Here is a 23,550-nt window from a genome sequence, read left to right on the forward strand (position 1 = left end):
CTTTCCTTTTACAAAACTAAATTTACAATTAAACCATGAATTTCTCCAATTTGATTTAACATTTCTAAATGTCCTGTTTTCGTATTAATTAAATTCATAACATCTTCTAATTCATTTAATCCCACTTCAGCTTGTTTTACAATTGTCATTTTCTGCGAATATCCATAACGCGGATGACGAGACATAACGTCTTTATATTGCAGTAAGTTATCAACATAAAAATTCAAAAATGATTTCACAGTATTTTTGTATTCCATAATATTATCGAGCGTTAACTCTAATTCAATTTTCTCTTTAATCTCCCCAATATTATCAACTAACGCTTCCATTTGTTCTAACAATTTATCTTTTTTCGGATCTGCATGCAAATTATCCGAAAATGCAAGTCCTGTCCTGACATTTGCTTCTTTCGGCATTTGAGTAGCAGGCGGTATATGCGATAAATTCGGATTGTGCGAGATAGAACGTAGCATATATATCACCTATTTATTTTTTTATTTCTTTCAAAACTTAATCGTAAAATCCAGTTATTTATAATTATACTCTGAACACTCATATTTTGCAGTTATTTTTTATAGAAGATATGTTACAATTTAGCATGAGGTGGCACAAAACTATGAATATTTTTCTTTGTGGTTCAAATCAATTAACAGCATTAGATCAAGAAGAAATAAAAAAATTTTTAATTGACTATGCTCACAAACATAAAATTTATATATTATGTTATAAATCTATCGAAAATGAAGTTCTTCATTTTTTCATTGAAAATGAAAGACTCGCTCAAAATTTATGCCTTTATACGCTACAACCGTTACATTTATTAACAGGCGAATTTCAAGAAATCGTTAATTATTTAAAAAAACACGGAGCTGAATATATTGCTTTTGATCATCCTTCCGACTCCATTTATCGATCAGATTATATGTTTTTTGTAAAGCAAATCGTCGAAGATACTGATTTAGTTCTCTGTTTTTATAATGGGGATAAACATACGTCTGTCATTCCTATTGACATTGCAAAAGAAGCAGGAATTGACGCCGTTATTTATGATTTACCAGGCTTACATGAAAAGCAGATGAAAAAAAGCTTTGAACAAAAAATTCGTATGATGTAAAGGGGGAGGAACAATATCGTTATTGTTCCTATTGTAAATATGAAAACTGAACAAGATTATAATCATTTTATTACGAGTTTTAAACAGCTATTTAATATGGATATCGCTTCCTATAAGCAAGATAGAATGCGCAGAAGAATCGATGCTTTCATTTCAAGAAAAGGTTTTGACAATTATACAAACTTTTTAAATAGTTTACGCACTGATCAAACATTATTTTTAAGTTTTATTGCCTACATTACAATTAATGTTTCAGAGTTTTTCAGAAACAAAGAACGCTGGCAAACGTTAGAAACGAAAGCTTTACCAAAACTACTTGAACAAAATAACGGTAAATTAAAAGTTTGGAGTGCTGCTTGCGCTGCCGGTGAAGAACCGTATACACTTTCTTTAATCTTATCGAAGCATCTAGCTCCCTTTCGTTATGAAATTCAAGCTACTGATCTTGATTATCATGTTTTGGAAACTGCGAAACGTGGTCAATATACAGAACGCTCTTTAAAAGAATTACCTATTGATTTAAAACAACGTCATTTCACAAAAGAAGATGATACATATATATTACATGAAAATATTAAACAGCAAGTCACATTTAAGCAACACGATTTATTAATGCAGGCATTTGATACGAACTACGATTTAATCATTTGTCGAAATGTAATGATTTATTTTACAGAAGAAGCAAGAATAAAGCTCTATGAAAAATTTAGTCGTTCTTTACGAAAAGGCGGCGTACTATTCGTTGGTAGCACAGAACAAATTTTAACACCCGAACGCTACAACCTTCAGCGTTTTGATACATTTGTCTATGAAAAAATATAGCAAAAGGTCGTCATAATGAAATGACGACCTTTTTTATTATAGAATACGAATCAATATGATACCTATAACCCATACAAAGAGAAATAGAGCTGTAACAGACCATTTAAATTATTAGCCCCACTCTTTATTACTCTTTAAAACTAAAAATAGTACAAATAATCCTGACATAATAGCAAACACATTAGAGGCTTGTACTCCCTGTTCACTTTTTTCTTCTTTTTTCTCTTGTCGTTCTTCTATTTTTTCTTTCTTTTTAGAAACGACTTGATTATCATTTTTGCTTTTTGTATCTTTATGAGCCTTCCCATTATTTACTTCCTTATTGTCTGTCAACGGCTCTTTTATAACGTAGTTGATTTCCTCTTTCTCTTTCAACGGCTCTTTTATAAAATAGTTTACTTTCTCGTCTTGCTTTGGTATTTGAACAACTGGAAGTTTTTCTTCCGGAAGCGGAGTCTCCATTTTCGAATCTTCCTGCTTCTCAGTTTCCTTCTTATCTTCTAGTTTATTTTGATTCGTATGTTCTTCTATATTTTCATCCTCTTTCACTTTTGGTTCGATAATAGAAATGATATATTCACTCTCTGTCACAAGCTTGTTACCTGCCGCATCTGTTACTTCCACAATAAGTTGATGCTGATCAATAGGTAATGCTTCTGTTATTTCAATTATTTTCTGCCAATCCATGTCGTGTTTATTATAGTCTAATAAAAAAGTAATATCGGTACTTTCTTCTTTTCCCTTTAATATAACCCGCACTTCTTTAACAACCGATTCTATATCTATCGTCTTTACTCGTATATGAACAGATTCTTCCTTTTTCCGTTCAATAAAATTCTCGTTCGCCTCATCAATAGTAACCTTCTCTAACTTCGGTAATTCTTTATCTATAGTGGGTGTTTCATTATTCATTCGAATGAGCGGAACATTTAATTCATTCTCTACTACTTCTTCCTTCTCATCTCCTTTATAGCTTTCAACGAGCTGAAGATTCCAATCACCTTGCAAATCATATATTCCGACTTTGTAATTGGCGACCCATCGTTCCGTTTCTTCTTCATACTCGAAAGATATTACTCTTTCCTGCCTGTACTGCACACCATTTTGTTGTAATTGCAATACACCTTTTACACTTTTAATATTTTTTTCATTTGGCTCTACAGCAATTCGCAATTCTTCGCCAACCTTTAATTCCTGCTTATTAACTGTAATGGTTCCTCGGTCTGTTTCTATCTTTCGTTCTTCTCGTTGTTCTTTCTCATTCTCTACTGCTTTTCTTTCATCTTCAACCGGGGGCATTTCGGTTCGTTCTGTCTGTTCCCGATTTTCTATATGTTGCTCCTCTTTCTCATTCAATTCACTTATATTTTGCTCTTGTCCAATTACTTCTTCCGCTTGCCCTTGCAATGGGAAGAAAGTACATATATATATAAATAGCAAACTCACTAGAAAAAACTTTACATTTTTCATCTATTTGTTCAAACCCCTATGGCGATTTCGTCACTTTTACTCCGAAAAACCCATCTACATTTACAAGCTCTCCATACGCAACCAATACGTCGTTCACATAAATTTGAATCGGTTCATCAATATCTTCATCCAATACGACCGCTTCGTTTTCTTGTAGACTTAAAATATCTTGAATTGTCCTCACTGTACTTCCAAATACAAATTTAACATTCATTTCTACATTTTGTAGAATAGATGCATCCATATACACTGGCTCTACCTGTTTAACTTCTTGATATTCAATCGGCTGTATGACTGGTGCAGGAATTTCTTCCTCTTCAATAACTTCTCCAACTATTTCTTCTTGCTCTTCCACCATCGGATAAAGAAGTCGTCTAACCATTTCTTTTGCTTCTGCAATTGGTAGTATTTGATACATCTTTGACTGAAGAAGGTCACCAAATTCAATGTTAAACGTAATTTGAACAAGCTCGTCCACTTCCATCGCTTCTCCCAAATACTCCATTTCTTCTTTTAACGAAACAAATTTAACATCTGGTGGTGTCATATCCATCTTTTCTTTAAATATTTCTGACATTGCTGTTGCAGCATGCCCCATCATTTGGTTCATGATTTCTTTAATACCACTTAACTCTAATTCACCTAGTTCCTTCTCCGGATCAATTTCACCCGTTCCCATCATCATTAAATCTACCATCGTTAAAGCAACTTCTTTTGTAAACACGAATACGTTCTCATTCTTTAATCCTTCAACAAAATCGACATTTAATATAACAAAAGGAATTGGTACTCCATCATAATGACGAACATTAATTGCCTCTACATTTGGTGTACTAATAGAAACTGGTTTGTTTAAAAGCGTTGATAGTACTGTTGAAGCTGATCCAATCGAAATATTCGCAATTTCCCCAAGTACATCTTTCTCTTCTTGTGTTAACTGCTCTTTCTCAATCTGTTCTTCTACAACCTCAGCTTCCATAATTTCCGCTTGCTTTTCTATTCCTTCTTCCACACCACCAGATAATTGTAATAATTTTTTTATCATTTGTTTCGCATGTTCAACTGAAACAATTTGCACAAGTTTAGAATCTACAAGATTATCTATTTTTAATTCAAACGATACTTTAATAATTACGTTACTTCCATCAATACCAGAGATTTTCTCCATCTCTTCCTGAAGTCTTACAACTTTAATTGTAGGTGGAGACATATCCACTGTATCCTGGAAGAACTCTGACATAGATGTTGCTGCGAATCCCATCATTTGATTCATTGCTTCTTGTACTGCACTTAGCTCTAGTTCACCGAGCTCTTGCCCTTCTTCAACTACCCCTGTTCCCATCATCATTAAATCAGCAATAGATAAAGCGACGTCTTGCTTTAAAACAAGAAGATTTTCCATATCTAATCCTTTTGTGAAATGAATATTTAATACAACATGCGGAATTTCAACATCACTTGTATCATATAAATCCACCAATTCTATATGAGGAGTAGTAATACTTACTTGCCTATTCAAGATGGTTGATAATACCGTCGAAGCTGAACCAAATGATATATTTGCAATCTCGCCAAGAATATCGCACTCTTGAGGCGTTAAATGCTCATTTTCTTTCTCTAGTACAATAGTGCTCGTATCCCCTTTTGTGTGTTGCTCAGGCATTTTCCCTGCCTCCTCATTTCTGTTTTTCTTTCATGATATAAACTTTCGATTACACTCGTTTTTTCACCAAACTTATTAGCCACATTGTGAACATGTATTTATTTCCACAACATTTGTAAACGGCTGTTGTCACACACTTAATTAACAGTTCTAACTAAAAAGCTCCCCAATCGTATACAAGTAGGGAGCTTCCGTCATTCCTATTATAAACCTTCTGGGTTTAAAATGAGGACCACTCGTCCATCACCGAGAATTGTCGCACCCGAGAAATAGTTAGAACTCTCTGCAAAGAAGTCACCTAATGACTTTAAGACTATTTCTCTTTGTCCGATAATCGTGTTGACAATAAGTCCATAGCTGCGATATGAATTGCGAACAATTAATACTGGAACCATTTGACTATCATATGATGCAAACGCATCACCTTCTGTTTCCTCACCAAATACAGTGCTTAAATGTTTCACTTCAATAATTTGATTGCGATAATTTAAAACATCTTTTCCTTGTAACGATTGAATGTCTTCCTTTTGAATTCGAATCGCTTCAACTATATTACCAAGGGGTAACGCATAACGCGTATCATTTGTTTGAACAAGCATTGATTGAATAATTGACAAAGTTAATGGAAGTTCAATTCTGAATGTACTTCCTTTTCCTTCCTCAGAATCAATAATTAAATGCCCACCTAAACTATGAATTGTATGTTTAACAACATCTAATCCAACACCACGTCCAGAAAGATCCGACACAACTTCCGCTGTACTAAACCCCGGTTGGAAAATAAGATCATACACTTCACGATCCGTTAATTTATTTGCCTCTGTTTCTGTTATAACACCATTTTTAATCGCTTTTTCTAATACTTTCTCTTTATAGATACCGTTTCCATCATCAGTAATTTGAATTACGACATGATTCCCACTATGGAACGCTTCTAATTTAATAGTACCTGTTTCGTTTTTTCCAGCATCACGGCGTTTTTCAACTGTCTCAACCCCATGATCAATTGCATTGCGAATTAAATGAACAAGCGGATCACCAATTTCATCGATAACAATTTTATCAACTTCAGTATCTTCACCTGTAATTTGTAAATCTATTTTTTTTCCTAAATCTTTCGCTAACATGCGCACCATACGCGGGAAACGGTTGAAAATAGTTTCGATTGGTACCATACGCATATTTAATAGTACATTTTGAATATCTTTTGAAATATCCCCTAATCGATTTAAATGCTCGATTAACTCTTTATTTTGAATTGTTTCTGCTAATTCATCAATTCGTCCTCGCTCAATTACACTTTCTTCAAACATATTCATTAATCTTTCGATTTTTTCTAACTGAACACGAATAGAACGATTCTCTACTTTAGCATTTTTCGTTTTTGTAGTACTTTTCGTTGACGTATTGCTTACTTGTTGAGTTGGTAGCTCTAAAGGTGACTCCAACTGTGCAGTTTCAACCTGCTGAAACGTTTCTTCCACGGGTACGGCTTCTTGTACTACTATTTCTTGCGCTTTATGTTTCCCTTGTTTCACTTCTACTTTCTCAATTTCAGAAACGTGAAGAACTACCTGTTTCAACTCTTCAACACTACGATCCGTATTCATATATACTGTAAACTCAAATCCAAAAGCGTCTGCTTCAATTTCTTCAATGCTCGGAACCGTTTTTTGTATTTCCCCTAAATTTTGTAACGCTTCCAAACACATAATGGCACGTACAGCTTTTAAAATAGCTTGTTTTTCAACTGTTATGTGCACTTCATGCGAAACAGTATCATTGTTGTTTTTACTACCTTGCTCTGCATTTTCCATAGAAGCGTCTGCATTTCCGTTCAATAATGCTTCTAATTTAAATTTCGTTGATATGACATCTATATTACCTATTCCGCCTTGCTGCACATCTGCAACCATCTTTTCCAAATTATCAATGCATTCAAAAATAACATCAATAATATTAACATTGACCATCATATTACCATGACGAATTTCGTCTAAAACACTTTCCATCTTATGCGTTAAATCCGCCATTTCTGTAAATTCCATACTCGCAGACATACCTTTAAATGTATGAGCTGAGCGGAATATTTCTCCTACGACTTCCATATCGGCAGGATTCCGTTCTAAATTTAGCACATTTTCATTTAGCGACTGTAAATGTTCTTCTGCTTCTTCAAAAAATATATTTAATAGATCTGTTTGCATTTTAATCCCCTATCTGTCTAACAAACATTTCATTTATGTATAACGATTTAGTGTTTTAAAAAATAAAGAAGGGGCCACATATCTATCTACTATCATTGTTTTGATTCCTTGTGGCACCCCTTCTATATTAGCTGTTTGCTACTTTTGTTAAAGCTTCGATTACACGATCCGCTTGGAATGGCTTTACAATAAAGTCTTTTGCCCCGCCTTTAATTGCATCTAATACCATACCTTGTTGTCCCATCGCGGAACAAATGACAACCTTTGCACTCGAATCAATTTTCATAATTTCTTTTAATGCTTCAAGTCCGTCCATTTCAGGCATCGTAATATCTAGTGTTACAATATCAGGTCGAAGCTCTTTATACTTTTGGATTGCTTCTACCCCATTCTCTGCTTCACCGATAACCTCAAATTCAGAATTACTTTTCAACAAGTTTTTAATCATTGTTCGCATGAACATCGCATCATCTACAACTAAAATTTTATGTGCCATTCTTTTCGGTTCTCTCCTTACTATGTATAAAAATATCTTAATATTTCACCTTATCATTCTCACTCATTATACAAAATAAAACGATAAAATTTAATATTTTTTAAAAGAAATTCCGTATTTTTATTATTTTATTACTAAAATAGAAATATATTATTCCTTAATATATTACAACACGGCGGTTCTTCTCCCAATTTTGTGGTGAATCATTTGGCGCTACTGGTTTTGTGTCTGCATATCCTACCGATGCTAACACCTGTATCTTCTCGGTATACATTCACTTGACTAACACCATTATTATCCACATATGCTTTTAACTTTTTATACAATTCATCCATGTGCTTTTTTGAAACTGCTTTTTCATCATTTTTTCCATGTGAAATATCTGGTATTGTATTTTCCGTTACTTTTGCATCTACTTGCTCTGCGTCACTGAGCTCTTCAAGCATCTTTGATAATTTTACTGTATCTTGCTTTGAAGTCGCAACTAGTAATACAAAGAAAGTTAGCAATAACATCGTTAAATCAGTAAAAGTCGTCATCCAACGAGGCTATCCTTTTTGCGGTCGTTTTCTCATCATGCCACTCCTCAAACTGCTAGGCTGCTCGTTTTTCTTTTTTTATCTTCGTTTCATACACGTATGTATCGAGTTTTAACTTTAATTTAGAAGGAATTTGTCCTCGGTACAGCTCTGAAATTGCTTCTATTACAAACTTCTTCTCTGTATACAAATCTTCAATACCACGATACACTTTTTCAGATAGCGGTATTGCAATCATATTTGCAATAATAGATCCATATAATGTCGTCAACATTGCAACGGCCATCCCTGTACCAATTTGTGAAGTATCTTGTAAGTTTTGAAGCATAATGATAAGACCGATTAACTTTCCTATCATGCCCCATGCTGGAGCGAAATCACCAATCTTATCTAATAATGTTGCTCCTTTTCTTAACTCATACACTTCAGTTTCAACATCTTTCATTAACACTTCTTTTAATTCCGCTTCATCATAGCCGCTTAACATTAAACGAATTCCCTTTTGAATAAAAAGATTGTCTACTTGCTCTCCATCAACTTCTAATGAAAACACCCCATGTTTTTTCGACTTTTTTGAAAAATTAACAAACAAATCAGTTAACTGTTCTAAATCTTCTTCTCTTCTATGTAAAACAGTAAAAATACTTTTCATATATTTTTTTATTTCTCCAAATCTATATACCACAACGATTGTCGCTGTTATCCCCCCTACGACAATTAAAATAGATGAGACATCTAAGAAGTTTTTAAAACCTTTTATTCCACCGCGCCAAACATGATTGCCGCTATTACAATCGCAAAACCTACTATAATACCAATTGGGCTAGAAATATCAAACTTCCTTTTTTTCTTTGTGGTCTAGCTAATACTTGATTTTCGTCTCCCATATTCCTGCCCTTTCTTTTCATTTTTATAAAATATTTTTTCATTTTAATAATGCGTTTTTACATATAATATTCATTATATGTTTATAAACTATCTATCGCAATATAACAATACAATTGACACATTTCATTTCTATACTAGAATTATAATATAGCAATGTGAGGAGGATTCCTATGGAACATAATATTTTACAGGTCATTGCATTAGCAGAAAAACTAAAATACGAAATGCGACACAGTTGGCTTTCAAACGGACGTCAAGAAAGTGTTGCAGAGCATACTTGGCGTATGTCCTTAATGGCTATCTTAGTTGAGCCTTATTTGGATCAAAAAGTAAACATAGAAAAATTACTTAAGATGGTCATAATTCACGATCTTGTTGAAGCAGAAGCTGGTGACATCCCCGCCTTTGATACGATGAATAGCCGTGAATTACAATTACAAAAGCAAAAAAACGAACAAGAGGCTATTTTAAATATTAAACGTACACTAGAAGGTTCTCTTGGCGAAGAATTATACGATTTGTGGATGGAATTCGAAGCGAAAGAAACGTATGAAGCAAAAGTTGCTAACGCGCTTGATAAACTTGAAGTGAAAATTCAGCATAACGAAGCTGATATTGATACTTGGCTACCAATTGAGCATAAAATGACTTTCCAAGTTGGTAAACATACAGATTTTGACTCTTTCTTATCTAAATTACAAAAAATCATTGAACAAGACGGAGAAAAAAAATTACTCGCTGCTGGCATTGACGTTGAAGCATGCAAGCAGTAACCATTTAATTATGAACTAAGACACTCATTTCGAGTGTCTTAGTTCATAATTGTTGATATTGCCTGCTTATAAATAAGTTGTTGTTTTCCATCTACTAACATTAATACTGTAAATCTATCTACTCCAACTACTTCCCCTACTATTCTTACTCCGCTCTTTAAGAATATAGTAACTGCACCTTTTTCTTCTTTTATTTGCTTATACAACTCTTCTTGTAAATGTTCCAATAACTGTTCTCTCCTTTACCAGTAAATAATCCTAATATAAAAAATTAAAGATTAATTACTTATATACTTTGTCTTTTATATTCATAAACTTATTAATTAGTATATCTAAATCCCGACTAAATAACAAAACTTTATCATGATCCAATCCATGCCTAGCAACAAGTTGAATTAACTCTTTCTTTTTGTGTTCTATTTTATTGTGTAATTGTCCCATCTCCATCTCTATACTAAAACTCCCTTTTCCCATAATATTACTTGTAAAATTATAGTACATTTTTACCAATAAAAAAATAAAAAATGGTTTTTTTTACAAATTTTATATTTACGAAAAGAAATTTCAATGTAATTGTAAGCTACATCCACCTATTATACGCTTCCATATTGTTTTATCCTTTTCAAAAAGTGCTATGAAACTCAGTGTATGTCGTATCTAAATTAGCTCACAGGCTCTTGTCTAATTAAAAGTAAGACTTGCTCCTTCTCCAAATAAAAAACATATCTTATAAAGTAATCCATTAGTTATATAGATTAATTTCCTAAAAAGGAGGAAAAAACATGAGCTTTGGTGGTAGTTGCGCTGGTTTCGGCGGTGGATTTGCTTTACTCATCGTACTATTCATCCTTCTAATCATTATCGGATGTAGCTGTTGGGGTGGCGGCGGAGGGTTTTAAATATAATACGTATCCTTTTCGCTAAACTCTAAATGAATGAAATATGTTAACTAAAAACTATACGAAAACAGCTCATATTTGAGCTGTTTTTTCATACTTTCGTATGAATTTATGTCCATCTTTTTTGTGATTTCAACTAACAAGAAATCGTTTACTATGGAATAAGAAACATTTTTACTAAGGAGGATTATAATGATTAAAGGTCTTTATGAAGCACATTTACCTGTCTGTAATTTAGAAATTTCGATACCTTTTTATGAATCACTGGGGCTAAAATTATATAAAAGAGACAAAGATATCGCCTTCTTTTGGATTGTAGAAAATGAAAGTTGGATTGGCCTTTGGGAAGGAGAAGAATACAAAGTTACTTATCATCCATCTTTACGACATATCGCTTTCCAAGTAAGCTTACACGATTTAGAAGACGCGATACACTGGCTCAAACAGAAAGGAATTCCAGCGCGAAAAGACTTTGGAATGGAGCCAATTGAGCCAATCGTTTTTCCAGAATTAGCACATGCCTCCGTATATTTTAACGATCCTGATGGAAATAGCTTAGAATTCATTGCACAATTACCTGTTGGACTACATAAAGCAGAGAAAATGTATTTAAGTGAATGGAAAAAGCATGTACAAACATCGCCAATAGATAGGGAGTAATTTTTATGTCAGTGCAATCAGTTTCTTATTCCACACTGCTTAAAACAAATAAAAACTTCAAAAAACTATTTTATGGTCAAATGTTAAGCGTACTTGGAGATTGGTTTCATACTGTAGCTTTATTAACATTTGTCTATAGCATAACAGAATCTCCATTTATGATGGCGCTCACTTTTATGAGTAAAGGATTACCTCAACTCCTTCTTAGCCCATTCATAGGCGGTATTGTAGACCGTTTTTCGAAAAAAAAGATTATGATTTTTACCGATATTTTACGAGGAATTATCGTCCTCACTTATTTATTAGCGATCTATAAAATTGAGATTATTTTCATTTCTAATATATGTTTATCAGTACTTTCTTGCTTATTTGATCCCGCTAAGCAATCAACTCTAAAGAATATCGTAAACCAAAATCATTTAGTAACCGCTAACTCTCTTTCTAGTACAATTAATGGTTTTATGTCTATTATGGGGGCTTCTTTAGGTGGGATTATCGCACAAGCTTTAAGTATTGAGGTCGCTTTTTTAATGAACAGCCTATCATACTTTATTTCAGCCTTTATTATTCATAGAATGAAGATCCCTTCTCGTAATACTTTTAGCACGAAAAAAGCGTTTTTCACTGATATAAAAGATGGTTATACATACATAATGCAGCAAAAAATCATCTTAACTTTAATTCTTGTCGGAATTTCATGGGGCATTATTGGAGGGGCTTATCAGCTACTTCTAACAATCTATGCCGAAAGAATTTTCCACTCTAACATTGGAATTTTATATACAGTTCAAGGAGCTGGGCTTATGATTGGTAGTCTTCTCGTTAACTTATATATATCTAAAAATGAAGAAAAAATGAAAAGAGCATTTGGTTGGGCCTATTTACTACAAGGGATTTTCTTTCTCGGATTCATTCTATCCAATCAACTTATTATCGGTATCATTACATTACTCTGTATGCGTATAGCAGGAGGAATCATCGTTCCACTTGATACGACATTACTACAAACGTATACGCAAGAAGACATGATTGGTAAAGTTTTTTCATTCCACTACTCCATTTACGGATCTCTTATTCAATTATCTATGTTTATTACCGGATGGCTTTTAGAAATACTTTCTCCGCAAATAATCGGTAGTTCGTTAGCTATATGCTGTATTTTCGTTAGTTTTATATGGCTTTTCTTATTTTATCGTGGGGAACTTAGTGAAGAATCTACTATCACTTAATAGCATGTATATGTACATGCTATTTTTATTTATGTCGAAATTTACAGGAAAAAGGCGATTTATTCCTCTTATGTTCTAATTTTTTAGAACGTATAATAAAATTAGATTATAAGAAAGGAGCTATCATAATGTTTGAGGATCGACTTGCCATTTCAGCTGAACAACAAAAGCTAATTTCCAATGCAACTCGCATTCAAATTCTTCACCTTTTAAAAGACGAGACACTCACTGCAAAACAAGTATCTACTAAACTAAATAAATCTGCTGGTAGCGTTCACTATCACATCCAAATTTTATTTGACGGAGGCTTACTTGAATTAGTAGATACAAAGGAAAAACGGGGGATTATTGAAAAGTACTATAAAGCAAAATCTGCTCACTTCTATATTGAAGAAGCTGGCACGGAAGGAACAAATACAGGGAGCCATATTGTATCTCATTTATTTTTAACTCCAGAGGAATTACAACAACTCACTTGGGAGATCTCACAAGTTTTATTACGCTGGGAAAACAAAACCGCTCGTCAATCAAACTCTGAGGAAGAATACGCTATTTCCTGCCGTATAAAAAAACAATGAAAGAAAAGTCCATATACACATGAAAAATAAATTATTGTTATTGTCAGGCACAGGCGTTTCTCGTTTAGGTGATTTTATGTACCTCATAGCTCTAAACTTAATGGTGTTAAATAGTACAAACTCTCCCGCTGCTGTAGCCGGCACATGGATTGTCGGCCCAATTGCCACCGTTGTTACAAAAATATGGTCTGGTAGTATTGTAGATCGATTAAATAAACGGTCAATTATGCTCATCACAGATATTATTCGAACAGTTCTCATCGGCTGTATTCCACTATTTGACTCTATTTGGGCAATTTATATTTTTATCTTTTTGACTCGCATTGCTACATCATTTTTCGATCCAGCTTCATTCACTTATAAAACAATGCTCATACCAGCTGAAGAGCGTGCTCAATTTAATGCTTGGAATAGCCTATGTACAAATGGGGCTTTTATTATCGGTCCGGCTCTTGCTGGAATACTTCTCACTACATACTCGGCAGCCTTTGTTATTTACTGCAACTCAATTTCATTTCTACTTTCTACCATTCTCATTTACTTCCTGCCAAACATCACATTACAAACAAAGCAAAACGAAGAGGTTGCAAATACTTTCGTACAAACGTTACGAAGTGATTGGAAACAAGTCTTTTCATTCGCACGAACTGAAACTTACATTATTCTCGTATTCGTTTTATTTCAAGCTACGATGCTTGTCTCTATGGCACTTGATTCACAAGAAGTTGTTTTTACAAGACAAGTACTGTTTTTATCCGATGTAGAATATAGCATGCTTGTTAGTATAACCGGAGCAGCTTACGTTTGTGGTTCATTTCTTGTCTCTCTCTTTGCAAAACGATTACCGATTCAATATTGTATCGGTTTAGGTATGATTTTCACAGCAATAGGCTATGTGATTTTCGCCTTTTCAAATTCATTTACGGTCGCAGCAAGTGGTTTCATTTTACTTGGGATCGCTTCATCATTTGCTGGTACTGGATTTATAACATTTTATCAAAATAACATCCCAGTACATATGATAGGACGTATCGATAGCGTATTTGATTCAATAAAAAATTTCATTCAAATCTTTTTCATTTTAGCAATTGGAGCATCCGCACAATTTATTTCAATTCAAATTGCTGTAATAAGCAGTTCATTATTAATTTTTGCTCTTTCCTGCTTATTAGCAATCCGGGTAATGACTCCTTCACGAGAAAAATATTTTAAAACTACAGAATCTTCACTAGAATATTAATTGCACGATAAAAAGCGGCTATTATGCCGCTTTTTACATTAAATATTTTAAAAATAATAGACCGGATGTTACTATGACTAGAACATTGAAATAAATCATCCAGCCTTTCTCAAAATCTTTATATTTCTCTTCTTTTACTCCATGCTGTCTTAATTTCATAATAATCATAGCTAGTTCTTGTTCGTGCTCTATACTTCCAAATTGGATATATTTTTTATTATATTTAATCCCGTATACGTTTTTCATTTTTTTATGTTGTGAAATTGCTTGAATATCTTCTATTAACATACTGTATTCATTTACCTTTTTAAAATAACAATCTAATCCTTTCATCAGCAACCTTTTATTTGTTAAAACAATATAATAGTAAAAAGTTGCACCTACAGTATAAATATTCGGTATTACTTTTGTATTTACCATGCATCCCTCTTCTACTAACAGTTCATTCTCAATTTCTTCATTTTCTTGTAACTCTTCGCGAATTGACTCTTCAAGCATTTGTAAAGTTAATTTTTTTAGCAGTTCACCATTTCTCACATAGTACTTATCTATATTTATAGAAGCATTCGCCTCTTGCTCTAAACGTTTAATTTCTTCTTCTGAATATTGGAGTTCGTTTAACATCGATAATATTCTTTTATCCATATTACACACTCCCTTTCCACAGTTTTTGAAGTTTTTTCTTCCCACGAGAAATTCGATTATATATATAATCCGCCGTTACTTTTAATTCTTTTGCAATGTCGTCAATGGAATATCCATCAATATACCTCTTTAAAAAGATATATCGATCCTTCTTATTTAAATCTTGCACTATTTCCATAATCTCTTCTTCTTGTTCTATTTCATAACTATCATGGATACTTTTATCTACTTCTACGTCTTTATCGATTTTGTTCTCTTTATATACTTTCTTTTTATATTCCAATGCCTTTAATTTAGTAATACCAATCATCCAAGATTTTAAGTTTCCCTTTTCTGTATCAAATTGGTCAATATTAAACCAAATGACAGTAAATACATCGTTATAACAATCATCCACATATTGTTTTTCAATAGGGGTACTTAATGATTTATGAATAATGTACAAAATTAATTTTCCATATTGATCAATCACTTCTTTCAAAGCATCTTGATCATGTTTTTTCATAGCTATAATTAAATCCTCTTCAGAATTGAAAATCATAAGCATCTTCCTTCCTCAGTTCCCCTTTAGCAGCTGCTTTTACTTACTATTGGCATTTCATTCTCATTTTCTATCACTTTTGTAAAAATTTATTAATTTTTATTTCTACGTATATGATAACAAACAAAATACCTAAGTTCAGAAAGAATCGACAGCTCTCTAAACTTAGGTATTAATATAAAGCTATTCACTTAAACTAAAGTTTCATCGCAAAGTTCCGTTATATTTTTAAAGTATTGTAAGTTCTCATTCACTTCAAATTCATTAAATAAATGCAGCTGCCTCACTATTTCAACTGCAAATTCAACATATGCAGATCCTACCGCTGTAATAACCTTACCATCCACAGTTACATCTTTCTTTTGTTTATATTTCCATTCATGTAGATCTGCTAAGTGTTCTTCATCTGGAGTTAATGATGTTGAGAATTTCTTCTTATTAAGCACGCCTGCTGCATGTAGTAAAGATGTCCCTGCACAAATACCCGCTATCCATTTATTTCGCTTATGTAATTCGTTCACGATAGATAACAACTTTTCATTTTCTAAATGATCAAAAATATGTCCTCCTGGTACAATAAACACTTCGTAATCCACTACTTCAATATTCTCTATAGAGACATGTGGTTGACACAAAAATCCGCCTTCTCCTGTAACTGTTTTTCCGTCTACAGTTGCTGTTATTATTTCGAACTCCTTACTTGTCAAAAATAAACTCGCTATATTCACTTCAAATTCTGCAAATCCATCAAATAAAAAGATTAAAGCTTTTTTCATATTATCGCCTCCCTCTATACCAATTCGAAAACAATCACATTTCTCCCCCAAAAAGACAAACCCGCATCACAGGTTTGCCTTTTTACTCATTTCTTATTTAATCCTTTTTCATTTAAAAACTCTTTCATATGCATTCTTTTCTCTTTGGACATAAATGAACTCATTGATTCTGTCCATGTTACGTTTTTTTGATTTAACGATCTTTCTTTGTAATACGCACTCATCGTTTCATCATATTCGTTTAATAATTCATCATATTTCTTTTCATCGTATCCATTTTTATGAAGAATTGCTGCTACCGGTAATCGTGGTTTTACTCCATGCTCTTCATCTGGTACGCCGACTGTCATTCCGAATACCGGATATACTTTATCCGGTAAATGAAGCAATTCACTCACTTCTTTCGGGTTATTACGAATTCCGCCAATATAACAAATACCGTATCCTAACGATTCTGCTGCAAGTGCTAAGTTTTGTGCAAAAAGTGAAGCATCTACCGTCGCAACGATAAAGTCTTCCACTCCTTCATGTTTTATCTCTGTACCATGTTTTTCACACGCCATTTCAAGTCGTTTTAAGTCTGCACAACAAACAAAGAATGCTGCGCAGTCTTTCACGTGACGATTCCCGGATAATTCAGCTAGTTTACTCTTTAGTTCCTGATCTGTTACATATATAACAGAATACGCCTGTACAAAATGTGAGGAAGCCGCATGTTGTGCAGCTTGCACCATTCTTTCTACTACCTCTTTTGAAATTGGTTCTTCTTTATATTTACGAACTGAAACGTGTTGCTCCATCTTATGTATCATCTCATTCATGAAAGTCACTCCTTTTTTTCTATTCCTAATGAAAAATTAACATATCTTTTTCAATATTCACAACTTATAAGCACAAAAAGAGCAATTCTTTTTGAATTACTCTTTTTTTAAGTATCTTTCATTACGGTAAATGAAATTATATTAATTTAATGGAAACTACCGAGAAATCCGTACTCTATTATTGTTACGCCGTTTTTAAAACTTTAACACCTTTTACAATATTCCAAATGAAATAGTAAATTCCTACAAGAATAAACACCGCATACGTTATAACCATCCCAATTCCAACACTCTCAGACTGATTGAAACTTAAACCGTATACTCCTGATAAAGCTAACCCTCCTAATAAAATTGCATACGGGAAAACATGTGACCAAAATGCTTTTTTTGCATGATATTTCACTTCATCTTCCGCAATGAAGTAAACTATAATTGGCAGTAAAAATGGTGCGAAAAAGATACTAAAGTAACATAGCGAAGATAAAATATTATTTCCTTTCATACGATTCACCTCTAAAGTTTTTTGTTACCTTCATTATGTCAGGAAACCACTTTAGAAACTATCGCTTTACCTTTCATGAACATGACATCTTTGTAAGATTTTCCTCAAACTAAAACCCACCTGATTCCAGGTGGGTTTTAGTTTAAATTTCATTATATTCGATTTAATAACCAATATTGTGTGATCGCTAAATATTCTCGAACGTTCGATTGAATAATAATTGGCTTCGGTGTTTTCGCCGGAAGGCCTTCTAATGTCAATCCTTGTTTTTCTGCAATCTTTTTCGCTCGGAACATATGAAAATCGTTCGTTACAATCATCCCTTTTTTCATATTTTCAGGGATAAGAGGTTTTGAGAATTTAATATTTTCATCTGTGCTCGTCGAACGGTCTTCCATTATAATACGGTCTTCTGCAATATTTTGTTTCATTAATCCTTGTTTCATCGCTAATGCTTCTGTAATGTCTTCACCTTTTCCTTGGCCTCCAGATACGATAGCAATTGTTTTATCATGTGATTTTAAATATTCAGCTGCTTTATCAATACGATATTGCAATGAATAAGACGGTTTCGTTCCATTTACTTTCGATCCGAGTACAATAATGTAATCAGCATCATCAGGCGCTTTCATATGTCCATACTTATAAATATTATATTGCAAAAAACCTGCATAAACAGCACCAATCATCAAGATTACTAAACTATACTTTATAATTTTTTTCTTTAACATTCATATATACTCCTATTTTTTCTATTTATCATAATATCCACTGATTCATTTGTATACAGATAAATTCCAATTCAGCATAAATTCCCCTCTAAAGTAATATTAATCATATCTTTGGGAATAGTAAGTACAACTTCGCACGAAGGAGTGTACATATTGCTCGTTTTTTTATGTAATGTATCATTCTTTTTTATTTTATTTTATTTTTAATGTCGCTTAAGTTATTAGGAAAATCCGCGCTAGCACAACTAACTCCTCATGATTTTGGCGCTATTATCTTTTTATCTTATTTAGCCTTTCAAGCAATACCAGTCGACGGTGCTTTACAAGCATTTTTCGGCATGGTTACCATTACATGCTTACATCTACTTCTTACAAAACTAAGCTTATTAAATAAATTAAATCGCTTCATTCTCGGGCATCCCATTATTTTAATAAAACATGGGGATATTATTTTTGAGAACTTAAAGAAAAGTAGATATCCAATTGCCGAATTACTCTCAAACCTCCGAGTGGCAGGATATCCAAGTGTTCATGAAATTGAATATGCAATTTTAGAATCAAATGGATCTATAAGTATTTTGCCAAAGAGAGAACTCGTACCATTGACTCCGAAAGATATGAATATAGATGTTAAGTATGCAGGGTTACCAATTGCTCTTATCGTTGATTCACAAATTCAATACGATAACTTAAAGTTAATCCATAAAAACGAAAAGTGGTTACATGCAGAGTTAAAGGAGAAAGGCGTTACAAATATTAAAAACGTTGCTTTCGCTTCTGTGCAGGAGATAGATGGATCTTTTGCGATTAGTTTAAAAGAATGAAAAAATCCCCTTATTTATTCAAGGGGATTTTCTTCACTATATTGCTGCTTTCTCTCTCGCCATGTTTAACGGAACAGGATGTTTCATACGATTCATCGTAAATACGATAATTGCTGTCAATACTTCCGCTACTGGCATAACGAGCCAAATTCCATTTATCCCAAATAATTTTGGCATAATCCATAATAATGGAATAATAAATAGTAAGCCTCGACTCATTATAATCAGCACTGATTTTTTCGTTTGTCGCACTGATTGGAAATACTCGCCATACACAATGTTATAGCCTAAAAATACGTATTGGATAAAGAATAAGCTTATACCCGTTAATGTTAACTCCAATAGCTCTGGAGATTGGACATCAAATAGACCAATAATATATTTCCCGAAGAATAAACCGATAACAATTGCAATACCTCCGAGTACTACCGCAATTTTTACTGCGAACTGCAATCCTTCACGTAATCTTTCTGATAAATTTGCACCGTAATGGAAACTAGCAATTGGTTGTAATGCTGCACCAACACCGAAGAATAATAGTAATGTCATTGCATGAATACTATTCACCATCGCATAGGAAGCGACTCCTACTTCTCCTGCATATTGAACGAAAGCAATATTAAAACCAATCGTTACAATTGCAACTGTACTTTCTGCTGTAAAGCTTGGGAAACCAATCACCATAATTTGTTTAACCGTATCCCATTCAAAATGGAATTTCGTCCATTTTAATACACTACTTTTTCTAAAGAAGTGAGTTAATAACACAAGGAAACCAATCGCTGCCGAAAGAATAGTCGCTGAGGCAGCACCTGTTACACCCCATCCAAAGATAAAAATAAAGATATAATCAAACACTATATTTAATACAGCCGTTACAACAAGACCCGCCATTGCTAAATTAGGATTTCCGTCATTTCGTATAAATGTACTTAAAATATTTTCTAACACGTATATCATTCCAAATGTTAATAACACGTGTAAATAGTCTAACGCATATGGTAAAATCACTTCATTTGCACCGAATAAGTATGCTATATCTTCTATTCTCCATAAGCAAATAGCTGCTAAACCAGCTACGATAATAACTGCCACTGTCATAGATTGAGTAAAAATAGACCTTGCTCTTTCCAGTTTATTTTCCCCTAGTGCAATGGAATATAACGTTGCTCCACCCATTCCAATCCATAATGAAATAGAGAAGAAAATTGAAAACGCTGGAATAGCTACGTTTACTCCTGCCAAGCCGTTTGCGCCAACTCCTCTACTAATCATGACCGCATCAATCACAATATTAACCGACATTAATACCATTCCAAGAACAGCTGGTATTAAATAAGTAATAAATAAACTTTTAATTGGTTTTTCTCTTAATTTTTCTGTTGTTTCCATCATATAAATGCTCCTTTTTCAATGCTCTGTTCACAGTTTAAACCTTCAAGTTACTTGAAGGTCAATAGAGAATCAAAAAATATATAAGCCTATTTATTTATTTTTTAACAACAGGTATTTGAATTTCCGTTACTTGCTCCTTCGGATTTTCTGTTACAGACCAGTCAATTAGCGCAAGCTCAAGTGCATCTCCACTTACTTCGTATCCTTCGTTATCAATGTGCTTTAATAATTCCGTATACGTTGCGTCTGTTTCTTCATATGGTCCATGGTGATAAGAGCAAGCAAATAAACCTTCTTTAATTTCATCAGAAGTCTGAACTTGAAAAGGCATATAATCCAAAAGAATAAAAATACTACTATACGCTTGAAACTCATTTTGAATTAATGCTTTTTTTGAAACTGTTACACCGATATCTCCTGAAAATACACTATTGTCAATTTGCTTCATATTTTTTTGCAGCGAATGGATATAATATTCAAACATATCATCTGTTGTATTGGGGGCAACCGCAATTGCTGTTATTTTTCTCTTCGATATCTTTTTAATTACAATTCGATCTGTTTCCGCTTTCGTCGCTTTCTTCATTAAATGAATTTTATGTTCCATTTTTGCCAAAGCATACTCGATTTCTCTTTGCTTTTTTCGCATCATTTCTTGTTGTTTTTCTAGTAAATTCAGCGCATAAGACGGATTCCGTTCATCAATATATTTTTTTATTTCCTTTAATGGGATATTTAATTGGCGTAAAAATTTAATTGTATCTAATAGTGAAAACTGATCGATTGTGTAATAGCGATAATTGGTTTGCGGATCAACAATTGACGGATGAAAAATTCCTTTTTCGTCATAATAACGCAATGTAGATTCCGCTATATTATGCATTTTCGCCATTTCTCCAATGGTAAAACGTTTATTTAATAACATTTTTCTTTCTCCATTCATTATATGTAAACTTTATTACTTCTTATTATATATCTATATCTCCCATTTCTAAAACGAATCCTCTCATGAAAATCTGCTATTTTTTCATTGATTTTTAATAAATTTTATTATATATTAATTACAGGTTCAAATTACAAGTTCAAAAGAACTTGTAATCAGACCCTTTGTTTAATGGGTTTTACATATTTTCATTAGGCAAATTCCGAGAAATCGTATGATAAAAATAAAAATGATGAGGAGAGGATCCGATGGAATTCGAATTTTTCTTTCAAATTGCACTTATTTTATTAAGTACAAAGCTTGCTGGTGATCTTAGTGTTAGATTAGGTCAACCTTCTGTACTAGGTAAATTAATTGTCGGTATCGTTATCGGTCCAGCTGTATTCGGTTGGATTGAAAATTCAGAGCTTTTAACACAATTAAGTAATGTCGGTGTTATTCTTTTAATGTTTATGGCAGGACTTGAAACAGACTTAGAAGAATTAAACGCAAATCGTAATTCTTCTTTAGCCGTTGCACTTGGAGGTATCGTTCTTCCATTCGTAGGTGGTTACGTTTCTGGCCTTGTTATCGGAATGGAACAAGGGAATGCTGTCTTTTTAGGATTACTTCTATGTGCAACAAGTGTTAGTATTTCCGTACAAACACTTCGTGATTTAGGTAAAATGAAAACACGTGAAAGTACAACGATGCTTGGAGCAGCTGTATTTGATGACATTCTTGTTGTTATTTTATTAGCATTCGCAATGAGCTTCTTAGGTACAGATGATGTTAACTTAACAATGGTTATCTTGAAGAAAGTAGTATTCTTTGCTTCTATTATTTTAATCGGTTGGAAAGGTGTTCCAGCGATTATGCGTTGGTTATCACCACTACGCGTATCGGAGTCTATCGTTAGCGCAGCACTTATCATCTGTTTCTCATTCGCATATTTCGGCGAACTATTAGGAATTGCTGGTATTATTGGTGCTTTCGCAGCTGGTATCGCTATTTCTCAAACGAACTACAAACATGAAGTAGAAAAGAAAGTAGAGCCAATCGCTTACGCTATGTTCGTACCAGTCTTCTTCGTTAGTATCGGTATGAATATTACATTTGACGGTATTGGTGATCAAATTTGGTTTATCTTAGCATTAACAGTTATCGCTGTATTAACGAAACTAATCGGTTGTGGATTCGGTGCACGAATGACTGGATTTGATGCAAAGTCTTCTGCAATTATCGGTGCTGGAATGGTTTCTCGTGGTGAAGTTGCCCTTATCATCGCAGGAACAGGACTTTCTTCTGGACTATTAGCACAAGATTACTTTACAGCTATCGTTATTGTCGTTATTTTAACTACAATGATTACACCACCAATGTTAAAATACACTTTTGGCGCTAAAGATAAAGCAATGAAAGCAAGTAAATAACTTTACTATAATAAAAGGAGATTACTATTTTATAAGATAGTAATCTCCTTTTTCATTTTATCTTTAAACAATTCCATTCGTTTTTAACCATTTTTCAAAAATGAAGCGAGCTTCTTCATCATCGATATCATCACGAAATGAATATACTTTAATTCCATAATCATCGATATATTCACCTAGCTTCATTTCCTCCACTTTCTTATAAAAATCGTCTGCCTCATAGTGCGGAATATAAGCATCCCAAACTGGTTCTTTTATTCTTTTGTACGCCGTCACTTCTAAATCATATCCATCTTCATAATATCCGATGTGATAATGTTTGTTAGGATCATATTTTGTCATAAAATTCCCCTCCCTAAAAAAAATTATCATATTTCACATG

25 protein-coding genes and 3 pseudogenes are annotated in these 23,550 nt (G+C 33.3%); 10 read left to right on the forward strand and 18 right to left on the reverse strand.

The window, feature by feature from the left end; all coding sequences use genetic code 11:
* Window positions 1-8: 8 nt before the first annotated feature.
* Window positions 9-473 (reverse strand): YaaR family protein, encoded by a 465-nt coding sequence (locus CDB3_RS16115; RefSeq protein WP_128855219.1) that lies wholly within the window; start codon window positions 471-473, stop codon window positions 9-11.
* A 143-nt stretch (window positions 474-616) separates the two neighbouring features.
* Between CDB3_RS16115 and CDB3_RS16120 the strand changes: the two genes are divergently transcribed.
* Both CDB3_RS16120 and CDB3_RS16125 read left to right on the forward strand, forming a co-directional pair.
* Window positions 617-1,114: a flagellar motor switch protein FliG gene (locus tag CDB3_RS16120; RefSeq protein ID WP_128855220.1), complete on the forward strand. Its 498-nt coding sequence runs from the start codon at window positions 617-619 to the stop codon at window positions 1,112-1,114.
* 39 nt (window positions 1,115-1,153) lie between these two features.
* Entirely contained in the window at window positions 1,154-1,936 is a 783-nt protein-coding gene (locus CDB3_RS16125; RefSeq protein ID WP_097831655.1) for a CheR family methyltransferase, read from the forward strand.
* Window positions 1,937-2,047: 111 nt separating this feature from the next.
* Here the strand turns inward: CDB3_RS16125 and CDB3_RS16130 are convergent, their stop codons facing one another.
* From CDB3_RS16130 to CDB3_RS16155, 6 genes and pseudogenes are all read right to left on the reverse strand, one after another.
* Window positions 2,048-3,406, reverse strand: a complete 1,359-nt coding sequence (locus CDB3_RS16130) for a transglycosylase (RefSeq protein WP_128855221.1) — start codon at window positions 3,404-3,406, stop codon at window positions 2,048-2,050.
* A 16-nt stretch (window positions 3,407-3,422) separates the two neighbouring features.
* Complete coding sequence (locus CDB3_RS16135) at window positions 3,423-5,069, reverse strand: flagellar motor switch protein (RefSeq protein ID WP_128855222.1); 1,647 nt, start codon at window positions 5,067-5,069, stop codon at window positions 3,423-3,425.
* A 203-nt stretch (window positions 5,070-5,272) separates the two neighbouring features.
* Window positions 5,273-7,276 carry a chemotaxis protein CheA gene (locus CDB3_RS16140; RefSeq protein WP_128855223.1) on the reverse strand — a complete coding sequence of 668 codons (2,004 nt, stop codon included), beginning with the start codon at window positions 7,274-7,276 and terminating at the stop codon, window positions 5,273-5,275.
* A 127-nt stretch (window positions 7,277-7,403) separates the two neighbouring features.
* Window positions 7,404-7,772, reverse strand: a complete 369-nt coding sequence (locus tag CDB3_RS16145; RefSeq protein ID WP_071770096.1) for a response regulator — start codon at window positions 7,770-7,772, stop codon at window positions 7,404-7,406.
* A 157-nt stretch (window positions 7,773-7,929) separates the two neighbouring features.
* Window positions 7,930-8,311 (reverse strand): annotated as a pseudogene (locus CDB3_RS16150) (flagellar motor protein MotB).
* A gap of 55 nt (window positions 8,312-8,366) precedes the next feature.
* A pseudogene (locus CDB3_RS16155) lies at window positions 8,367-9,198 on the reverse strand (MotA/TolQ/ExbB proton channel family protein).
* A gap of 171 nt (window positions 9,199-9,369) precedes the next feature.
* Between CDB3_RS16155 and CDB3_RS16160 the strand changes: the two are divergent.
* On the forward strand, window positions 9,370-9,972 hold the full coding sequence (locus CDB3_RS16160; protein ID WP_000400778.1) for an HD domain-containing protein: 603 nt from the start codon (window positions 9,370-9,372) through the stop codon (window positions 9,970-9,972).
* 38 nt (window positions 9,973-10,010) lie between these two features.
* Here the strand turns inward: CDB3_RS16160 and hfq are convergent, their stop codons facing one another.
* Together hfq and CDB3_RS16170 are read right to left on the reverse strand one after the other, a co-directional pair.
* Window positions 10,011-10,199 carry an RNA chaperone Hfq gene (gene hfq, locus CDB3_RS16165; RefSeq protein WP_128855224.1) on the reverse strand — a complete coding sequence of 63 codons (189 nt, stop codon included), beginning with the start codon at window positions 10,197-10,199 and terminating at the stop codon, window positions 10,011-10,013.
* Window positions 10,200-10,254: 55 nt separating this feature from the next.
* On the reverse strand, window positions 10,255-10,473 hold the full coding sequence (locus CDB3_RS16170; RefSeq protein WP_033658168.1) for an aspartyl-phosphate phosphatase Spo0E family protein: 219 nt from the start codon (window positions 10,471-10,473) through the stop codon (window positions 10,255-10,257).
* A gap of 281 nt (window positions 10,474-10,754) precedes the next feature.
* Here CDB3_RS16170 and CDB3_RS16175 point away from each other — a divergent pair, with 281 nt between their 5' ends.
* The 5 genes from CDB3_RS16175 to CDB3_RS16195 all read left to right on the forward strand — a co-directional run bounded on the left by CDB3_RS16175 (window position 10,755) and on the right by CDB3_RS16195 (window position 14,578).
* The gene (locus CDB3_RS16175; RefSeq protein ID WP_000007805.1) at window positions 10,755-10,871 is read left to right on the forward strand and encodes a YjcZ family sporulation protein; all 117 of its coding nucleotides are present in this window, start codon (window positions 10,755-10,757) and stop codon (window positions 10,869-10,871) included.
* 192 nt (window positions 10,872-11,063) lie between these two features.
* A complete protein-coding gene (locus CDB3_RS16180; protein WP_071770098.1) occupies window positions 11,064-11,531 on the forward strand; it encodes a VOC family protein in 468 nt (155 codons plus the stop codon).
* Window positions 11,532-11,536: 5 nt separating this feature from the next.
* Window positions 11,537-12,760, forward strand: coding sequence for an MFS transporter (locus CDB3_RS16185; RefSeq protein WP_128855225.1), 1,224 nt, complete (start codon window positions 11,537-11,539; stop codon window positions 12,758-12,760).
* A gap of 128 nt (window positions 12,761-12,888) precedes the next feature.
* Window positions 12,889-13,338: an ArsR/SmtB family transcription factor gene (locus CDB3_RS16190; RefSeq protein ID WP_128855226.1), complete on the forward strand. Its 450-nt coding sequence runs from the start codon at window positions 12,889-12,891 to the stop codon at window positions 13,336-13,338.
* Between the two features lie 19 nt (window positions 13,339-13,357).
* Complete coding sequence (locus tag CDB3_RS16195; protein WP_128855227.1) at window positions 13,358-14,578, forward strand: MFS transporter; 1,221 nt, start codon at window positions 13,358-13,360, stop codon at window positions 14,576-14,578.
* A 33-nt stretch (window positions 14,579-14,611) separates the two neighbouring features.
* On the opposite strand, the gene CDB3_RS16200 is transcribed toward CDB3_RS16195, so the two are convergent.
* The 6 genes from CDB3_RS16200 to CDB3_RS16225 all read right to left on the reverse strand — a co-directional run bounded on the left by CDB3_RS16200 (window position 14,612) and on the right by CDB3_RS16225 (window position 18,594).
* On the reverse strand, window positions 14,612-15,223 hold the full coding sequence (locus CDB3_RS16200) for a flagellar motor switch protein FliG (protein ID WP_128855228.1): 612 nt from the start codon (window positions 15,221-15,223) through the stop codon (window positions 14,612-14,614).
* A gap of 1 nt (window position 15,224) precedes the next feature.
* Window positions 15,225-15,770, reverse strand: coding sequence for a sigma-70 family RNA polymerase sigma factor (locus CDB3_RS16205; protein ID WP_128855229.1), 546 nt, complete (start codon window positions 15,768-15,770; stop codon window positions 15,225-15,227).
* Between the two features lie 185 nt (window positions 15,771-15,955).
* Window positions 15,956-16,540: a DJ-1/PfpI family protein gene (locus tag CDB3_RS16210; protein WP_128855230.1), complete on the reverse strand. Its 585-nt coding sequence runs from the start codon at window positions 16,538-16,540 to the stop codon at window positions 15,956-15,958.
* Window positions 16,541-16,626: 86 nt separating this feature from the next.
* Entirely contained in the window at window positions 16,627-17,361 is a 735-nt protein-coding gene (gene nfsA / locus CDB3_RS16215; protein WP_128855231.1) for an oxygen-insensitive NADPH nitroreductase, read from the reverse strand.
* Window positions 17,362-17,545: 184 nt separating this feature from the next.
* Window positions 17,546-17,863 carry a magnetosome magnetite crystal formation protein family gene (locus CDB3_RS16220; protein WP_128855232.1) on the reverse strand — a complete coding sequence of 106 codons (318 nt, stop codon included), beginning with the start codon at window positions 17,861-17,863 and terminating at the stop codon, window positions 17,546-17,548.
* Between the two features lie 152 nt (window positions 17,864-18,015).
* The gene (locus tag CDB3_RS16225) at window positions 18,016-18,594 is read right to left on the reverse strand and encodes a YdcF family protein (protein ID WP_128855233.1); all 579 of its coding nucleotides are present in this window, start codon (window positions 18,592-18,594) and stop codon (window positions 18,016-18,018) included.
* 153 nt (window positions 18,595-18,747) lie between these two features.
* Here CDB3_RS16225 and CDB3_RS16230 point away from each other — a divergent pair.
* A pseudogene (locus CDB3_RS16230) lies at window positions 18,748-19,418 on the forward strand (DUF421 domain-containing protein).
* Between the two features lie 36 nt (window positions 19,419-19,454).
* Here CDB3_RS16230 and CDB3_RS16235 read toward each other — a convergent pair.
* The gene (locus tag CDB3_RS16235; protein WP_128855270.1) at window positions 19,455-20,810 is read right to left on the reverse strand and encodes an MATE family efflux transporter; all 1,356 of its coding nucleotides are present in this window, start codon (window positions 20,808-20,810) and stop codon (window positions 19,455-19,457) included.
* A 97-nt stretch (window positions 20,811-20,907) separates the two neighbouring features.
* Complete coding sequence (locus tag CDB3_RS16240) at window positions 20,908-21,738, reverse strand: MerR family transcriptional regulator (protein ID WP_128855235.1); 831 nt, start codon at window positions 21,736-21,738, stop codon at window positions 20,908-20,910.
* 266 nt (window positions 21,739-22,004) lie between these two features.
* Between CDB3_RS16240 and CDB3_RS16245 the strand changes: the two genes are divergently transcribed.
* Window positions 22,005-23,168 carry a cation:proton antiporter gene (locus tag CDB3_RS16245; RefSeq protein ID WP_128855236.1) on the forward strand — a complete coding sequence of 388 codons (1,164 nt, stop codon included), beginning with the start codon at window positions 22,005-22,007 and terminating at the stop codon, window positions 23,166-23,168.
* Between the two features lie 63 nt (window positions 23,169-23,231).
* Here CDB3_RS16245 and CDB3_RS16250 read toward each other — a convergent pair whose 3' ends face one another.
* Complete coding sequence (locus tag CDB3_RS16250; protein WP_128855237.1) at window positions 23,232-23,510, reverse strand: DUF3986 family protein; 279 nt, start codon at window positions 23,508-23,510, stop codon at window positions 23,232-23,234.
* Between the last annotated feature and the right edge of the window lie 40 nt (window positions 23,511-23,550).

It is taken from the genome of Bacillus sp. CDB3, assembly GCF_002081505.1.
Taxonomy (GTDB): Bacteria; Bacillota; Bacilli; order Bacillales; family Bacillaceae_G; genus Bacillus_A; species Bacillus_A cereus_AT.

Excerpts from the sequence above, each read along its gene's own strand:
- CDB3_RS16135 (WP_128855222.1), bottom strand. The coding sequence starts at position 5,069 with ATGCCTGAGCAACACACAAAAGGGGATACGAGCACTATTGTACTAGAG.
- CDB3_RS16200 (WP_128855228.1), bottom strand. The coding sequence starts at position 15,223 with ATGGATAAAAGAATATTATCGATGTTAAACGAACTCCAATATTCAGAA.
- CDB3_RS16115 (WP_128855219.1), bottom strand. The coding sequence starts at position 473 with ATGCTACGTTCTATCTCGCACAATCCGAATTTATCGCATATACCGCCT.
- nfsA (WP_128855231.1), bottom strand. The coding sequence starts at position 17,361 with ATGAATGAGATGATACATAAGATGGAGCAACACGTTTCAGTTCGTAAA.
- CDB3_RS16175 (WP_000007805.1), top strand. The coding sequence starts at position 10,755 with ATGAGCTTTGGTGGTAGTTGCGCTGGTTTCGGCGGTGGATTTGCTTTA.
- CDB3_RS16140 (WP_128855223.1), bottom strand. The coding sequence starts at position 7,276 with ATGCAAACAGATCTATTAAATATATTTTTTGAAGAAGCAGAAGAACAT.
- CDB3_RS16130 (WP_128855221.1), bottom strand. The coding sequence starts at position 3,406 with ATGAAAAATGTAAAGTTTTTTCTAGTGAGTTTGCTATTTATATATATA.
- CDB3_RS16160 (WP_000400778.1), top strand. The coding sequence starts at position 9,370 with ATGGAACATAATATTTTACAGGTCATTGCATTAGCAGAAAAACTAAAA.
- CDB3_RS16190 (WP_128855226.1), top strand. The coding sequence starts at position 12,889 with ATGTTTGAGGATCGACTTGCCATTTCAGCTGAACAACAAAAGCTAATT.
- CDB3_RS16125 (WP_097831655.1), top strand. The coding sequence starts at position 1,154 with ATGAAAACTGAACAAGATTATAATCATTTTATTACGAGTTTTAAACAG.
- CDB3_RS16185 (WP_128855225.1), top strand. The coding sequence starts at position 11,537 with ATGTCAGTGCAATCAGTTTCTTATTCCACACTGCTTAAAACAAATAAA.
- CDB3_RS16195 (WP_128855227.1), top strand. The coding sequence starts at position 13,358 with ATGAAAAATAAATTATTGTTATTGTCAGGCACAGGCGTTTCTCGTTTA.
- CDB3_RS16205 (WP_128855229.1), bottom strand. The coding sequence starts at position 15,770 with ATGCTTATGATTTTCAATTCTGAAGAGGATTTAATTATAGCTATGAAA.
- CDB3_RS16210 (WP_128855230.1), bottom strand. The coding sequence starts at position 16,540 with ATGAAAAAAGCTTTAATCTTTTTATTTGATGGATTTGCAGAATTTGAA.
- CDB3_RS16245 (WP_128855236.1), top strand. The coding sequence starts at position 22,005 with ATGGAATTCGAATTTTTCTTTCAAATTGCACTTATTTTATTAAGTACA.
- CDB3_RS16170 (WP_033658168.1), bottom strand. The coding sequence starts at position 10,473 with ATGTACTATAATTTTACAAGTAATATTATGGGAAAAGGGAGTTTTAGT.
- CDB3_RS16220 (WP_128855232.1), bottom strand. The coding sequence starts at position 17,863 with ATGAAAGGAAATAATATTTTATCTTCGCTATGTTACTTTAGTATCTTT.
- CDB3_RS16180 (WP_071770098.1), top strand. The coding sequence starts at position 11,064 with ATGATTAAAGGTCTTTATGAAGCACATTTACCTGTCTGTAATTTAGAA.
- CDB3_RS16240 (WP_128855235.1), bottom strand. The coding sequence starts at position 21,738 with ATGTTATTAAATAAACGTTTTACCATTGGAGAAATGGCGAAAATGCAT.
- CDB3_RS16120 (WP_128855220.1), top strand. The coding sequence starts at position 617 with ATGAATATTTTTCTTTGTGGTTCAAATCAATTAACAGCATTAGATCAA.
- CDB3_RS16225 (WP_128855233.1), bottom strand. The coding sequence starts at position 18,594 with ATGTTAAAGAAAAAAATTATAAAGTATAGTTTAGTAATCTTGATGATT.
- CDB3_RS16235 (WP_128855270.1), bottom strand. The coding sequence starts at position 20,810 with ATGGAAACAACAGAAAAATTAAGAGAAAAACCAATTAAAAGTTTATTT.
- CDB3_RS16250 (WP_128855237.1), bottom strand. The coding sequence starts at position 23,510 with ATGACAAAATATGATCCTAACAAACATTATCACATCGGATATTATGAA.
- CDB3_RS16145 (WP_071770096.1), bottom strand. The coding sequence starts at position 7,772 with ATGGCACATAAAATTTTAGTTGTAGATGATGCGATGTTCATGCGAACA.